Raw genomic sequence first — 14,522 nt, forward strand, 5'->3', positions numbered from 1 at the left:
ATGGTCGCGTGAGCTCCCTGCTGCGCCCCCTGGACCGTCTCGTGCCGTGGCTGTGGCCCCTCGCGGTCGCCGACCTCGTGGCCAACGTCCTCATCGTGGTCACCGGCGGCGCGGTCCGGCTCACCTCCTCCGGGCTGGGCTGCCCGACGTGGCCCCGCTGCACCGAGGACTCCTACGTCTCCCACGGCGAGCTGGGGCTGCACGGCGCGATCGAGTTCGGCAACCGGCTGCTGACCTTCGCGCTGGCGGTGGTCGCGATCCTCGCGCTCGTCGCCGCGTGGCGCTCCGGCCGCCGCCGCGCGACCCGGCTCGCGCTCGTCGTCTTCCTCGGCATCCCCGCGCAGGCCGTGCTCGGCGGGATCACCGTGCTGACGCAGCTCAACCCGTGGGTCGTGGCCGGGCACTTCCTGGTGTCGATGGCGCTGATCGCCGTGTGCGTCCTGCTGCTCGACGAGCTGCGCGGCCCCGAGCGCGGCGCCGCGCCGCTGGGCGTCCGGCGGCTGACGCTGGTGACCTTCGCCCTCGGGTGGCTCTCGCTGTACCTCGGCACGGTCGTCACCGGCTCCGGCCCCCACGCCGGCGACCTCGACGCCCGCCGTACCGGCCTGGACCCGCAGCTGATGTCCCACGTCCACGCCTGGTCGGTCTACGTGCTCGTCGCGGCCACCGTCGTCCTGGTCGTCGTCGCCCGCCGCCGGGGCGCCGCCGGGGTGGCCTCGGCCGCGACGCTGCTGCTGGGCCTTGAGCTCGCGCAGGGCGTCGTCGGCTTCGTGCAGTACTTCACCGACCTGCCGGTCGTCCTCGTGGCGATCCACATGCTCGGCGCCGCGCTGATCTCGGCCTCCCTGGCCCACGTCGTGCTCGCGGGCCGACCGCTCGCCCGTGCGGGGTCCGCCCGCGCCGCCGACCTCGCCACCGCCTCGCGCTGAGGCGCGGGCCCGCCGGCCCGGGCTGCCGGCGTCGGCGGTCACGACGTCGACGGCGGCGGGCCCACACCCCCGTGACCGGGCCCACCGCCGTCACGTGGAGAGACGCGTCGGCGACCGGATCGGTTGCGTCCGGGCCCGAGGTCGTCGTCAGCCGCCGATGAGCGGGTCGAGGGCGACCGCGACGAAGAGCAGCGACAGGTACAGGTTCGAGCTGTGGAAGAGCCGCATCGGGCGGATCAGGGCGAGGTCCTCGGTGCCGCGGGCGCGGCGGTAGAGGGCGACGGCCTCGTAGAGGAACACGGCGCCGAGGACGCCGGCGGCGAGCGGGTAGAACCAGCTGGTGTCGGCCACCGGCCACAGCAGCAGCGAGGTCGCGACCATGACGACGCTGTAGGCCACGATCTGCACCGCCACGCGCTGCGCGGGCAGGATCACGGGCAGCATCGGCACGTCGACCTGGCGGTAGTCCTCGCGGTAGCGCAGCGCCAGCGCCCAGGTGTGCGGGGGCGTCCAGAAGAACACCACCAGGAACAGCACGACGGGCGTCCACGCGAGCGAGCCCGTCACGGCCGTCCAGCCGATCAGGGCGGGGAAGCAGCCGGCGAGGCCGCCCCACACGATGTTCTGGGCCGTCCGGCGCTTCAGCACCATCGTGTAGACGAAGACGTAGAAGGCGTTGGCGAGCACCGACAGCGTCGCGGAGAGCCAGTTGACCCACACCGCCAGCACCACGGTCGAGACGACGCCGAGCACCAGTCCGAAGACCAGTGCCGAGCGCGGCGAGACGATGTGGCGCGGCAGCGCACGGCGCCGGGTGCGGCGCATCTGCTCGTCGATGTCGCGGTCGTAGACGCAGTTGAAGACGGACGCCGACCCGGCGGACAGGGTGCCGCCGACCACGGTCGCGACGACCAGGCCGAGGGGCGGGATGCCCCGGGCGGCGTAGAACATCACCGGGACCGTCGTCAGCAGCAGCAGCTCGATGACCCGGGGCTTGGTCAGCCCGACGTACGCCGCGACCACGTCGCGCAGCGACGCCTTCTCCTCGGGTCCCGCTCCCGCTGCCGCCGTACGGGCGGTGGCCGGCTGGCCGGGTCGGGTCACGGAGGTCCTCGCAGGGGTGGACGGTGGGCGGGCACGGAGGTAACGGGGGCCGGCACACGCGGATGGGACGGCGGGCGGTGGCTACCGGGAGGGAACGTCCACGGCGGGCAGGCTCGGTCGAGTCTAGCCGCGCCCGACAGTAGGCTCGGAAATGCCCGACACCTCGGCCCACCGGCCGTCTCGGACCCGCCCGACCGCTCGACCCCACCCGGGAAGGAACCCCGTGAGCAAGCTCCCCTCGCTCGACTGGAACGAGACCGACGACAAGGCGGTCGACACCGTCCGAGTCCTGGCCATGGACGCCGTGCAGAAGGTCGGCAACGGCCACCCCGGCACCGCCATGAGCCTCGCGCCCGTCGCCTACCTGTTGTTCCAGAAGGTCATGCGGCACAACCCCGCCGACCCGCACTGGCCCGGCCGCGACCGCTTCGTCCTCTCGTGCGGCCACTCCTCGCTGTCGCTCTACCTGCAGCTCTACCTCGGCGGCTGGGGCCTCGAGATCGAGGACATCGAGGCGCTGCGCACGTGGGACAGCAAGACCCCGGGCCACCCCGAGTACAGCCACACCGCGGGCGTCGAGACCACCACCGGCCCCCTGGGCCAGGGCGTCGCCAACGCCGTCGGCTTCGCGATGGCCGCCCGCCGCGAACGCGGCCTGTTCGACCCCGAGGCCTCCGAGGGCGACAGCCCGTTCGACCACCAGGTCTACGCCCTGTGCTCCGACGGCGACATGCAGGAGGGCGTCAGCGCCGAGGCCTCCTCCATCGCCGGCCACCAGGGCCTCGGCAACCTCACCGTCATCTACGACGCCAACAAGATCTCGATCGAGGACGACACCGACGTCGCGTTCACCGAGGACGTCGCCGCCCGCTACGAGGCGTACGGCTGGCACGTGCAGGTCGTCGACTGGACCGCCGGCGACACCTACTCGGAGGACGTCCCCGCGCTGTACGACGCGCTGTCGGCCGCCCGCGAGGAGACCGCACGTCCCAGCTTCATCCTGCTGCGCACCATCATCGCCTGGCCCGCGCCCAACGCCCAGAACACCGGCGCCTCCCACGGCTCCGCGCTGGGCGAGGACGAGGTCGCGGCCACCAAGCAGGTGCTCGGCTTCGACCCCGAGCGCACCTTCGAGGTGCCGACCGACGTGATCGAGCACACCCGCGCCGCGGTGGCCCGCGGCAAGGAGGCCCAGGCCGCGTGGGACGAGTCGTTCCAGGCCTGGAGCGGCCAGCCCGGCGCCGACGTCGCGCTCTACGAGCGCATGCAGACCCGCTCCCTGCCCGACGGCTGGGCCGACGCGCTGCCGACGTTCGAGGCCGACCCCAAGGGCGTCGCCACCCGCAAGGCCTCGGGCGAGGTCATCAACGCCGTGGCCCCCGTGCTGCCCGAGCTGTGGGGCGGCTCGGCCGACCTGGCCGGGTCCAACAACACGACCATCGAGGGCGCCCCGTCGTTCAACCTCGCGGGCAACTCGACCGGGAAGTTCTCGGCCGACCCCTACGGCCGGGTGCTGCACTTCGGCATCCGCGAGCACGCCATGGGCGCGATCATGAACGGCATCGCCAGCCACGGCGGCACCCGCGTCTTCGGCGGCACCTTCCTCACGTTCTCCGACTACATGCGCCCCTCGGTGCGCCTGGCGGCGCTCATGAGGCTGCCGGTGACCTACGTCTGGACCCACGACTCCATCGGGCTGGGCGAGGACGGTCCCACCCACCAGCCGATCGAGCACCTGGCCGCGCTCCGGGCGATCCCCGGGCTCGACGTGGTCCGCCCGGCCGACGCCAACGAGACCGCCGCCGCCTGGCGGGCGATCCTCGACAACCCGGTCCGGCCCGCGGGCCTGTGCCTGAGCCGGCAGAACGTGTCGACCTTCCCGCGCGGCACCGACGGCTACACCGACACCTCCAACGTCCACAAGGGCGCCTACGTGCTGCTCGACGTGGACGGCGAGCAGCCCGACGTCGTGCTGATCGGCACCGGCTCGGAGGTGCAGCTGGCCGTCGCGGCCCGCGAGCTCCTCGCCGCCGAGGGCGTCCGTGCCCGCGTGGTGTCGATGCCGTGCCGCGAGTGGTTCGACGCCCAGGAGCTGTCCTACCGGGAGACGGTCATCCCGCCCGGCGTCCGCGCCCGGGTCTCGGTCGAGGCCGGCATCGCCCAGGGCTGGCGCGAGGTGGTCGGCGACCACGGCCGCATCGTGTCCATCGAGGGCTACGGCGCCAGCGCCGACTACGAGCGCATCTACCGCGAGTACGGCGTGACGGCCGAGGCCGTCGCGGCCGCGGCGCGCGACAGCATCGCCGCGGCGAGCAGCTGACCGACCGCGGACCCGTACGACCCACTCCCCAGGAGGAACCATGTCCGACCGTCTCAAGGCCCTGGCTGACGCCGGTGTCTCCATCTGGCTCGACGACCTCTCCCGCGAGCGCCTGCGCAGCGGCAACCTCGAGCAGCTCGTCGCCGAGAAGTCCGTCGTCGGCGTCACCACCAACCCGTCGATCTTCTCCGCCGCCCTCGGCGAGGGCGACGCGTACGACGACCAGCTGCGCGAGCTCGCCGGCAAGGGAGTCGGCGTCGACGACGCGATCTTCACCATCACCACCGACGACGTCCGCGACGCCTGCGACGTCCTGCGCCCGGCGTACGACACCAACCCGGCCGACGGCCGCGTCTCCATCGAGGTGGACCCGGGCCTGGCCCGCGACACCGACGGCACCATCGCCCAGGCGAAGGCGCTGTGGGCGTCCGTGGACCGCACCAACGCGCTGATCAAGATCCCGGCGACCGAGGAGGGCCTGCCGGCCATCACCGCGGTCATCGCGGAGGGCATCAACGTCAACGTCACGCTGATCTTCAGCATCGACCGCTACCGCGCCGTCATGGACGCCTACATGGCCGGGCTCGAGAAGGCCCGCGACACCGGCCTGGACCTGTCGACCATCCACTCCGTCGGCTCGTTCTTCGTCTCCCGCGTGGACTCCGAGATCGACGACCGGCTCGACACGATCGGCACCGACGAGGCCACGGCCCTGAAGGGCAAGGCCGCCGTCGCGAACGCACGCCTGGCCTACGCGGCCTTCCAGGAGGCGTTCTCGGGTGAGCGCTGGGAGTCGCTGGCCGCCGACGGCGCGCAGCCGCAGCGCCCGCTGTGGGCGTCCACCGGGGTCAAGAACCCCGACTACCCCGACACCCTCTACGTGACCGACCTCGTCGTCGCCGACACGGTGAACACGATGCCGGAGAAGACCCTCGAGGCCTTCGCCGACCACGGCGAGGTCGAGGGCGACAAGGTCAGCGGCCGCGGCGCGGAGTCCGAGAAGGTCTTCGAGCAGATCAGCGCCGTCGGGGTCGACCTCGACGACGTGTACGTCGTGCTGGAGGACGAGGGCGTCGCGAAGTTCGACGACGCCTGGTCCGACCTCACCAAGACGGTGAAGGACCAGCTGGAGAAGTCGGCATGAGCCAGGGGGCGGAGCCGGTCGACCACCCCGTCGACCCCACCACGACGGAGGCCTGGCACAGGCTGCGGACGCTGGCCGACGGCTTCACCCCCGACCTGCGGGCCTGGTTCGCCGAGGACGGGAGCCGCGTCGAGCGGCTCTCGTTCGCGGCCGCCGACCTCCACGTCGACCTGTCGAAGGCGCTGCTGGACGACGACGTGCTCGCGGCCCTCCTCGCGCTGGGCGAGGCCGTCGGCGTGGCGGCCCGCCGCGACGCGATGCTTGCCGGCGAGCGCATCAACGTCACCGAGGACCGCGCGGTCCTCCACACGGCGCTGCGCGTGCCGCGCGACGCCCCCGCCGAGCGCCGACCGCGCGTCGACGGCCACGACGTCGTCGACGAGGTCCACGAGGTCCTGGACCGTGTCTACGCCTTCGCCACCTCGGTGCGGGACGGCTCGTGGACCGGCGTGACCGGCGAGCGGATCCGCACGGTCGTCAACATCGGCATCGGCGGCTCCGACCTCGGCCCGGTGATGGCCTACGAGGCGCTCGCGCCCTACCGTCAGGAGGGGCTCGAGTGCCGCTTCCTGTCCAACATCGACCCGACCGACGTCGCCCTCACCCTGCAGGGCCTCGACCCCGCGACCACGCTCTTCATCGTCTCCAGCAAGACCTTCGGCACCCTGGAGACGCTCACCAACGCCCGGATGTGCCGCTCGTGGCTGCTCGAGGGTCTCGCCGGCTCCGGCGACGTCGACCGCGACGAGGCCGTGGCGAGGCACTTCGTCGCCGTGTCCACGGCGCTCGACAAGGTCGCCGACTTCGGGATCGACCCCGACAACGCCTTCGGGTTCTGGGACTGGGTCGGCGGGCGCTACTCGCTCGACTCCGCGATCGGCACCTCGCTGGTCGTCGCGATCGGCCCGGAGCGGTTCGCCGAGCTGCTCGCCGGGTTCCACACCATGGACGAGCACTTCCGCACCGCCCCGGCCGCCGAGAACGTGCCCCTGCTGATGGGCCTGCTGAACGTCTGGTACTCCGACTTCCTCGGCGCCCAGACCCACGCCGTGCTCCCCTACTCCCAGCTGCTGCACCGGTTCCCGGCGTACCTGCAGCAGCTGACCATGGAGTCCAACGGCAAGGGCGTCCGCTGGGACGGCTCGCCGGTGGTCACGGACACCGGCGAGGTGTTCTGGGGCGAGCCCGGCACCAACGGACAGCACGCGTTCTACCAGCTCATCCACCAGGGCACACGGCTGGTCCCCGCCGACTTCCTCGCCTTCGCGGAGCCGTCGTACCCGCGCACCGACACCCACGACTCCCGCAGCGTCGACGTCCACGAGCTGTTCCTCGCGAACTTCCTCGCGCAGACCCGGGCGCTGGCGTTCGGCAAGACCGCGGACGAGGTCCGAGCGGAGGGCACGGAGGAGTCGGTCGTACCGGCCCGGGTGTTCACCGGCAACCGGCCGACCACGTCGATCATGGCCCCGGCCCTGACGCCGTCGGTGCTCGGCCAGCTGGTGGCGCTGTACGAGCACGTCACCTTCACGCAGGGCGTCGTGTGGGGCATCGACAGCTTCGACCAGTGGGGGGTCGAGCTCGGCAAGAAGCTCGCCCTCGAGGTCGGCCCCGCCCTCGACGGCGACGCCGACGCCCTCGCCGCCCAGGACGCCTCGACGCAGGCCCTGATCGCCTACTACCGGGAGCACCGCAGCCGATGACCACCTCCTCCTCCCCCTCGGGCGCAGCGGCCCCGACCGTCCGGACCCACCCCGACGCGGACGCGCTGGCCCACAGCGTGGCGGTGTCGCTGGTCCACCGGCTCGCCACCTGGCAGGCCGAGGGTCGCGAGCCCGTGGTGGCGCTGACCGGGGGGACCATCGCCGAGCGCATCCACGCCCTCGTGCCGACGCTCGACACCTCGTCGGTCGACTGGACGCGCGTGGACGTCTGGTTCGGCGACGAGCGGTACGTCGCCGCGGACTCCGCGGACCGCAACGACCTCGCGGCCGTGCGTGACCTGCTGGAGCCCCTCGGGGTGCCCGCCGACCGGGTGCACCGCGTGCCGGCCGCGGACGGCCCCGGCGCCGACGTGGACGCGGCGGCGGCGGCCTACGCCGAGGAGCTGCGGGCCGCGGGCGGACGCTTCGACCTGGTGATGCTCGGGCTCGGCCCGGACGGCCACGTCGCCTCGCTGTTCCCCGGCTTCCCCCAGCTCGGCGCCGACGGGACCGCGGTGGGGGTCCGGGAGTCCCCGAAGCCGCCGGCGGAGCGCGTGAGCCTGACCTTCGCGGCGCTCGACCGCACCGACGAGGTCTGGTTCCTGGTCAGCGGCGAGGGCAAGGCCGACGCCGTGCGTCGGGCGCTGGCCGCGGACGGCAGCGTGACCGAGACGCCGGCCCGCGGCGTCACCGGCGGCGACCACACCTGGTGGCTCGACGAGGACGCCGCCTCGGCGCTGTAGCGACCGAGGCCGCGGGCGTCGGTGACGGGTGTTCTCGTAGTCTTCCGGGGTGTCCCGCACCGTCCGCGCCCTCGCCTCGTCCGCCCTGCTGCTCGCGTCCCTCGGGCTCGCCGGCTGCAGCTCCGGCACCGGGGAGACGGTGGACCTCGCGGACGGCGAGGCCCTCGTCTGGGGCGACGGCCCGCAGGGCGTCGTGCTGGCCCACGGTGCGTCGTACGACGCGGCGAGCTGGGAGGACCAGGCCGTCGCGCTGGCCGACGCCGGCGCGACCGTGGTCGCCATCGAGGACCTGTCGGCCGAGGCCGTGGGCGCCGCGGTCCAGCGGCTGCGGCAGGTCGACGGGGTCGAGCAGGTGACGCTGGTCGGCGCCAGCGCGGGGGCGGACACCGTGCTGGGCGCCGTGGCCGAGCAGCCGCGGCTGGCCGACCAGCTGGTGCTGCTCTCGCCCACCGACGCCGTCAGCGACCTGCCCGACCAGCCCAAGCTGTTCGTCGCCAGCCAGGGCGACCCCGTCGCCGCGGCCTCGGACGAGATGGCCGCGACGTCGAGCGGCGACGACAACGAGCTGCTGCTGCTGCCGGGCGACGCGCACGCCCAGGCGATCTTCGAGACCGACCAGGGCGACCGCGTCCTCGACGCGATCACCGAGCGCGTCGAGGACGGGGTCTAGACCCGGACGGGGATCAGAAGATGATCTCCCCGGCCTTGCGCTTGGAGCGCAGGCTGGCGAGGGCCTCGTCGAGGATGGAGGCCGCCTCCGCGTCGCTGCGACGCTCCTTCACGTAGGCGAGGTGCGTCTTGTAGGGCGCGATGCGGGGCGCCTCGGGCGGGTTCTCGGAGTCCAGGCTGGCGGGCATGCCGCACTTCGGGCAGTCCCAGGTGTCGGGCACGTCGGCCTCGACGGAGAACGCGATCACCGACCGGTGGTCGTGGTGACAGAAGTAGGTCACCGTCTGCCGCGGGGCGGCCTCGCCGCGCTCGGCCTCGCCCATCGGGCCGGAGCCGACCCGGCTCCCCCGGATCGCGCTCGCTCCACTTCCACCAGCCATGAACCCTCCCTGTGGTCGTTCTGTGGCGGGACGGCCGCTGCCGCACCGCGAGACGGTCGCCGATCCCTCCCCTGAGTCGGCGACCGGGTGTGACTAGGCGGCGCCGTACGCGTAGAGCAGACCGAGCGCCAGCACGCAGGCGAACCAGATCATGCCGATGCCGACCGTGAACCGGTCGAGGTTGCGCTCCGCGACGGACGAGCCCCCCAGCGAGCTGGAGACACCGCCTCCGAACATGTCCGAGAGCCCGCCGCCGCGCCCCTTGTGGAGGAGCACCATCACGATGAGCAGCAGGCTGGTCAGCATGAGCAGGACGGTCAGAACCAGGGTCACGGTCGGTTACCTTACGTCACGGGCGGGCGCTCAGAGCACCGGCATGTCGTAGAACCGGCAGATCCCGCCGAACTCGTCGGCCTGGAGGCTGGCGCCACCCACGAGGCAGCCGTCGACGTCGGTCTGCGCCATGATGCCGGCGACGTTGGCGGCCTTGACCGACCCGCCGTAGAGCACCCGGAGGCCGTCGGCCGCCGCGTCGCCGTGCACCTCGCGGACCCTCGCGCGGATCGCGCCGCACACCTCCTGCGCGTCGTCGGGCGTCGCGACCTCGCCGGTGCCGATCGCCCACACGGGCTCGTAGGCCACGACCAGACCCGCGACCTCCTCGGCGCCGAAGCCCGCCAGCGAGCCGTCGACCTGCGCGAGGGTGTGGGCCACCTGGTCGCCCGCCTGTCGCACCTCGAGACCCTCGCCGACACACACGATGGGGGTCATCCCGGCGCCGAGCGTGGCCCGCGCCTTGGCGTTGACGAGCTCGTCGGACTCGGCGTGGAACTCGCGTCGCTCGGAGTGGCCCACCACGACGTAACGGCACCCCAGGCGCGCGAGCATGTGCGCGGAGATCTCGCCGGTCCGCGCCCCCGAGGCCTCGGTGGAGACGTCCTGCGCGCCGTACGCGAGCTTGAGCCGGTCGCCGTCCACCAGGGTCTGGACCGACCGCAGGTCGGTGAACGGGGGGATGACGACGACCTCGGCGCGGGCCGGGTCGTGCTTCTTGTCCTGCAGCGTCCACGCCAGCTTCTGCACCAGGTGCACGGCCTCGGCGTGGTCGAGGTTCATCTTCCAGTTGCCCGCCATCAGCGGGGTCCTCGTGGTGGTGCTCACGACACGCTCCTCTCCAGCACGGCGACGCCGGGCAGCTCGGTGCCCTCCAGGAACTCCAGGCTCGCGCCACCCCCGGTGGAGATGTGGCCGAACGCCTCCTCGTCGAACCCGAGGCGCCGCACGGCGGCGGCGGAGTCGCCGCCCCCCACCACGGACAGCCCGCCGGCGTCGGTCACGTCGACCAGCGCCTGCGCGACCGCGCGGGTGCCGTCGGCGAAGGCGTCGGTCTCGAACACGCCCATCGGGCCGTTCCAGAACACGGTGCGGGCGTCGGCGAGGGCCGCGGCGAAGGCCCGGGCGGACTCGGGACCGATGTCCAGGCCGAGCGCGTCGGCGGGGATGGCGTCGGCGGCCACGACCTGCGGCTGCGGCTCGCGCCCGTCCGAGGGGAACGCCGTGTCGACCACGACGTCGGTCGGCAGCAGCAGCTGCACGCCGAGCTCCTCGGCCCGCCGCACGTACTCACGGCAGCGCTCGACCTGGTCGGCCTCGAGCAGCGACCTGCCGACCTCGGCGCCCCGGGCGGCGAGGAAGGTGAAGACCATGCCGCCGCCGATCAGCAGCCGGTCGGCCTTGCCGAGGAGGTTGTCGATCACCCCGAGCTTGTCGGAGACCTTCGACCCGCCGAGCACGACGGCGTAGGGCCGGTCGGGCTCGTGGGTGAGGCGGCGCAGGACGTCGATCTCGGCCGCGACCAGGCCGCCCATGACGCCGGGCAGGTGCTGCGCCACGTCGTAGACGCTCGCCTGCTTGCGGTGCACGACGCCGAAGCCGTCGGAGACGAAGGCGTCGGCGAGCTGGGCCAGCTCGGTCGCGAAGGCCCCGCGCAGCTCGTCCTGCTTCGAGGTCTCGGCGGGCTCGAAGCGCACGTTCTCCAGGACCGCGACGTCGCCGTCGGCCAGGGCCGCGACCGTCTCGGTGGCCGACTCCCCCACCGTGTCGGTCGCGAACGCCACCTCGCGGCCGAGGAGCTCGCCGAGGCGGGCCGCCACCGGCCGCAGGGAGTACGCCGGGTCCGGGGCGCCGTCGGGCCGCCCGAGGTGGGCGACCACGACGACCCGTGCACCGGCCTCGGCCAGCGCGCGGATCGTGGGCACGGACGCCCTCACCCGGCCGTCGTCGGTGATGACCCGCGCGTCGGCCGGGCCGTCGAGCGGCACGTTCAGGTCCGAGCGGACCAGCACGCGCCGGCCGGCGACGTCGCCGAGCCCGGAGAGGGGACCGTCGATGACCGCCACGTCAGAGCGAGCGGCCGACGTGGACGATCAGGTCGGCGAGGCGGTTGGAGTAGCCCCACTCGTTGTCGTACCAGCCGACGACCTTGACCTGGTTGCCGATGACCTTGGTCAGCGGGGCGTCGAAGATGCAGGACGCCGGGTCGGTGACGATGTCGGAGGACACGATCGGGTCGGTCGAGTAGCGCAGGATCGTGCCGTCGGCGGCGGCCTTCACGATCTCGTTGACCTCGTCGACGGAGGTCTCGCGGGCGGCCTCGAAGGTCAGGTCGGTGGCGGAGCCGGTCGGGACCGGGACCCGCAGCGCGTAGCCGTCGAGCTTGCCCTTCATCTCGGGCAGCACCAGGCCGATGGCCTTGGCGGCGCCGGTGGAGGTCGGGACGACGTTCAGCGCGGCGGCGCGGGCGCGGCGGGGGTCCTTGTGGATGTTGTCCTGCAGGTTCTGGTCCGCGGTGTAGGCGTGCACCGTGGTCATCAGGCCCTTCACGATGCCGAGGCCGTCGTTGAGGGCCTTGGCCATCGGGGCGAGGCAGTTGGTGGTGCAGGAGGCGTTCGAGATCACGGTGTGCGAGGCCGGGTCGTAGTCGCCCTCGTTGACGCCCATGACGATGGTGACGTCCTCGTTGGAGGCCGGCGCCGAGATGATGACCTTCTTGGCCCCGCCCTCGACGTGGGCCTTGGCCTTGGTGGCGTCGGTGAAGAAGCCGGTGGACTCGACGACGACGTCGACGCCGACCTCACCCCACGGCAGGGAGGCGGGGTCGCGCTCGGCGAAGGCGCGGATCTCGCGGCCGCCGACGGTGATGGCGGTCTCGGAGCTCGTCACGTCGTGGCCGAGGCGGCCGAGGATCGAGTCGAACTTCAGCAGGTGGGCCAGCGAGGCGTTGTCCGTCAGGTCGTTGACGGCCACGATCTCGATGTCGGCGCCGGAGGCCTCCACGGCCCGGAAGAAGTTGCGGCCGATCCGGCCGAATCCGTTGATGCCTACGCGAACGGTCACTGGTGATGCTCCTCAACCGGGGTGTGTGGTCGGACACCTCGGACACTATCGGCCGTGACCGACGGCGGGTAACCGCTGTCCGGAGTACCGACCGGTAACCCGGTCGCCGCGCCCTCAGGCGTCCTCGGCCAGCATCTCCTCGGTCAGCGACGCCTCGGTGCCGGGGACGCCCAGCTCCTCGGCGCGCTTGTCGGCCATCGCCAGCAGCCGGCGGATCCGGCCGGCGATCGCGTCCTTGGTCAGGACGGGCTCGTGGAGCTGGCCGAGCTCCTCCAGCGAGGCCTGCTTGTGCTCGAGGCGCAGCGTGCCGGCCATGCGGAGGTGGTCGGGCACGTCCTCGCCCAGCAGCTCCATCGCCCGCTCCACGCGGGCCCCCGCGGCGACCGCCGCGCGCGCCGAGCGTCGCAGGTTGGCGTCGTCGAAGTTGGCGAGGCGGTTGGCGGTGGCCCGCACCTCGCGGCGCATCCGCCGCTCCTCCCAGGCCATCAGCGACTCGTGGGCGCCCAGCCGGGTCAGCAGCGCGCCGATCGCGTCGCCGTCGCGGATCACGACGCGGTCGACGCCGCGGACCTCGCGGGCCTTCGCGGAGATCCCCAGCCGGCGGGCGACACCGACGAGGGCCAGCGCGGCCTCGGGGCCGGGGCAGGTGAGCTCGAGGGCCGCGGAGCGGCCGGGCTCCGTCAACGAGCCGTGGGCGAGGAACGCACCGCGCCAGGCCGCCACGGAGTCGCAGCCGCCGCCGGACACGACGTGGGGCGGCAGGCCACGCACCGGGCGACCGCGACCGTCGAGCAGGCCCGTCTGGCGGGCCAGGGCCTCACCGTCCTTGACCACCCGTACGACGTAGCGGCTGCCGCGACGCAGGCCGCTGGCCTGCACCATCGCGACCTCGGAGGAGTGCCCGAAGACCTCGGCGACGTCGGTGCGCAGGCGCCGCGCGGCGGCCCCCGTGTCGAGCTCGGCCTCGATGACGATCTTGCCGCCGACGATGTGCAGGCCCCCCGCGAAGCGGAGCATGGAGGCGACCTCGGCCTTGCGGCAGCAGGTCTTCGTGATCCTCGTGCTCGACAGCTCCGCCTTCACCTGTGCCGTCATCGCCATGGCGCTGATCCTGCCACGGAGGTCAACGACCCCGACCCTCGCCGAGGCCCTCCGCCACCGAACCGTGACGCACCGCTCACCGGTCGAACAGCTCGGCCAGGACCACGGCCAGACGGGCCGGGTCGTGGCGCGCCTCCTCGCCGTCGAGGCCCACGTCGGCGAGCACGAGCCGGGCGCCGTAGGACGCGACGGCGAGGCCGAGCGCGTCCGCGTCGGCGATGCTGCGCCGGTCCGCGACGACGGCGTGGACGGGCAGGTCGGGCACGTGCTCCAGGAGCACCTCGAGGTGGTCCTCCGGGCTGTAGCCGGTGGTCTCGCCGAGCTGCTGCTCGAGGTTGAGCACGACGACGACCTCCGCGGAGGTCTCGCACAGCGCGGCGCGCAGCTCCGGCACCAGGACGTGAGGGATGACCGAGGTGAACCACGAGCCCGGTCCGAGCACGACGAAGTCGGCCTCGCGCACCGCGGCCACCGCCTGGGGGCAGGCGGCGGCGTCCGGCGGGTCGAGCCGCACCGCAGCGATCTCCCCCGTCGTGCGGGCCACCTCGACCTGCCCGCGGACGGTGCTGGTCCCGGCCGGGTCCAGCGCGTCCAGCCCGCGCACGTCGGCGGCGATGTCGAGCGGCACCGTCGCCATCGGCAGCACGCGCCCCTGGGCGCCGAGCAGCCGGGCGACCCACTCCAGCGCCTCGACGTGGTCGCCCAGCCGCTCCCACAGCGAGACGATGAGCAGGTTGCCGACGACGTGGCCGTTCATCTCCCCCGCGCCGGCGAAGCGGTGCTGCAGCACGTCCGCCCAGGTGCGACCCCACTCGTCGTCGCCGCACAGGGCGGCCAGCGCCATCCGCAGGTCGCCCGGCGGCAGGACGCCGAACTCGCCGCGCAGCCGGCCCGAGGACCCGCCGTTGTCGGCGACGGTCACGACCGCGGTCAGCTCGCCGCCGTGCTCCGGTCCGGTGACCCGACGCAGCGCGGACAGCGTCGCGTGGAGTCCGTGGCCGCCGCCGAGGGCGACCACCGCGGGGGCACGCAC

General features: G+C 73.3%; 14 protein-coding genes. 6 read left to right on the plus strand and 8 right to left on the minus strand.

The features are described from left to right. Nucleotides 1-8 precede the first annotated feature (8 nt). Nucleotides 9-929 (plus strand): COX15/CtaA family protein, encoded by a 921-nt coding sequence (locus ABD158_RS04725; RefSeq protein WP_344004428.1) that lies wholly within the window; start codon nt 9-11, stop codon nt 927-929. Nucleotides 930-1,076: 147 nt separating this feature from the next. On the opposite strand, the gene ABD158_RS04730 is transcribed toward ABD158_RS04725, so the two are convergent. After that, on the minus strand, nt 1,077-2,033 hold the full coding sequence (locus ABD158_RS04730) for a heme o synthase (RefSeq protein WP_344004430.1): 957 nt from the start codon (nt 2,031-2,033) through the stop codon (nt 1,077-1,079). A gap of 295 nt (nt 2,034-2,328) precedes the next feature. Between ABD158_RS04730 and tkt the strand changes: the two genes are divergently transcribed. Genes tkt through ABD158_RS04755 form a run of 5 tightly spaced genes read left to right on the plus strand, consistent with a single transcriptional unit; the run spans nt 2,329 to nt 8,613 of the window. Beyond that, the gene (gene tkt / locus ABD158_RS04735) at nt 2,329-4,353 is read left to right on the plus strand and encodes a transketolase (protein ID WP_425573155.1); all 2,025 of its coding nucleotides are present in this window, start codon (nt 2,329-2,331) and stop codon (nt 4,351-4,353) included. A 40-nt stretch (nt 4,354-4,393) separates the two neighbouring features. Continuing rightward, entirely contained in the window at nt 4,394-5,497 is a 1,104-nt protein-coding gene (gene tal, locus ABD158_RS04740) for a transaldolase (RefSeq protein WP_344004434.1), read from the plus strand. Further along, the gene (gene pgi / locus ABD158_RS04745; protein WP_344004437.1) at nt 5,494-7,200 is read left to right on the plus strand and encodes a glucose-6-phosphate isomerase; all 1,707 of its coding nucleotides are present in this window, start codon (nt 5,494-5,496) and stop codon (nt 7,198-7,200) included. Before tal ends, pgi begins: the two co-directional genes overlap by 4 nt. Further along, entirely contained in the window at nt 7,197-7,943 is a 747-nt protein-coding gene (gene pgl, locus ABD158_RS04750) for a 6-phosphogluconolactonase (RefSeq protein WP_344004439.1), read from the plus strand. The genes pgi and pgl overlap by 4 nt, the downstream gene beginning before the upstream one ends. A 49-nt stretch (nt 7,944-7,992) precedes the next feature. After that, entirely contained in the window at nt 7,993-8,613 is a 621-nt protein-coding gene (locus tag ABD158_RS04755; protein WP_344004441.1) for an alpha/beta hydrolase, read from the plus strand. Between the two features lie 13 nt (nt 8,614-8,626). Here the strand turns inward: ABD158_RS04755 and ABD158_RS04760 are convergent, their stop codons facing one another. The 7 genes from ABD158_RS04760 to ABD158_RS04790 all read right to left on the minus strand — a co-directional run bounded on the left by ABD158_RS04760 (nt 8,627) and on the right by ABD158_RS04790 (nt 14,522). After that, on the minus strand, nt 8,627-8,992 hold the full coding sequence (locus ABD158_RS04760; RefSeq protein WP_344004444.1) for an RNA polymerase-binding protein RbpA: 366 nt from the start codon (nt 8,990-8,992) through the stop codon (nt 8,627-8,629). A 93-nt stretch (nt 8,993-9,085) separates the two neighbouring features. Then, a complete protein-coding gene (secG, locus tag ABD158_RS04765; protein WP_344004447.1) occupies nt 9,086-9,325 on the minus strand; it encodes a preprotein translocase subunit SecG in 240 nt (79 codons plus the stop codon). Between the two features lie 30 nt (nt 9,326-9,355). After that, on the minus strand, nt 9,356-10,126 hold the full coding sequence (gene tpiA, locus ABD158_RS04770; protein WP_344005301.1) for a triose-phosphate isomerase: 771 nt from the start codon (nt 10,124-10,126) through the stop codon (nt 9,356-9,358). Between the two features lie 23 nt (nt 10,127-10,149). Then, complete coding sequence (locus ABD158_RS04775) at nt 10,150-11,391, minus strand: phosphoglycerate kinase (protein WP_425573137.1); 1,242 nt, start codon at nt 11,389-11,391, stop codon at nt 10,150-10,152. Nucleotide 11,392: 1 nt separating this feature from the next. Continuing rightward, on the minus strand, nt 11,393-12,388 hold the full coding sequence (gene gap, locus ABD158_RS04780; protein ID WP_344004450.1) for a type I glyceraldehyde-3-phosphate dehydrogenase: 996 nt from the start codon (nt 12,386-12,388) through the stop codon (nt 11,393-11,395). A 114-nt stretch (nt 12,389-12,502) separates the two neighbouring features. Further along, on the minus strand, nt 12,503-13,489 hold the full coding sequence (whiA, locus tag ABD158_RS04785; protein WP_344004453.1) for a DNA-binding protein WhiA: 987 nt from the start codon (nt 13,487-13,489) through the stop codon (nt 12,503-12,505). A gap of 76 nt (nt 13,490-13,565) precedes the next feature. Continuing rightward, a complete protein-coding gene (locus tag ABD158_RS04790) occupies nt 13,566-14,522 on the minus strand; it encodes a gluconeogenesis factor YvcK family protein (RefSeq protein WP_344004456.1) in 957 nt (318 codons plus the stop codon).

The sequence above is a fragment of the Nocardioides lentus genome, from assembly GCF_039529515.1.
Taxonomy (GTDB): domain Bacteria; phylum Actinomycetota; class Actinomycetes; order Propionibacteriales; family Nocardioidaceae; genus Nocardioides; species Nocardioides lentus.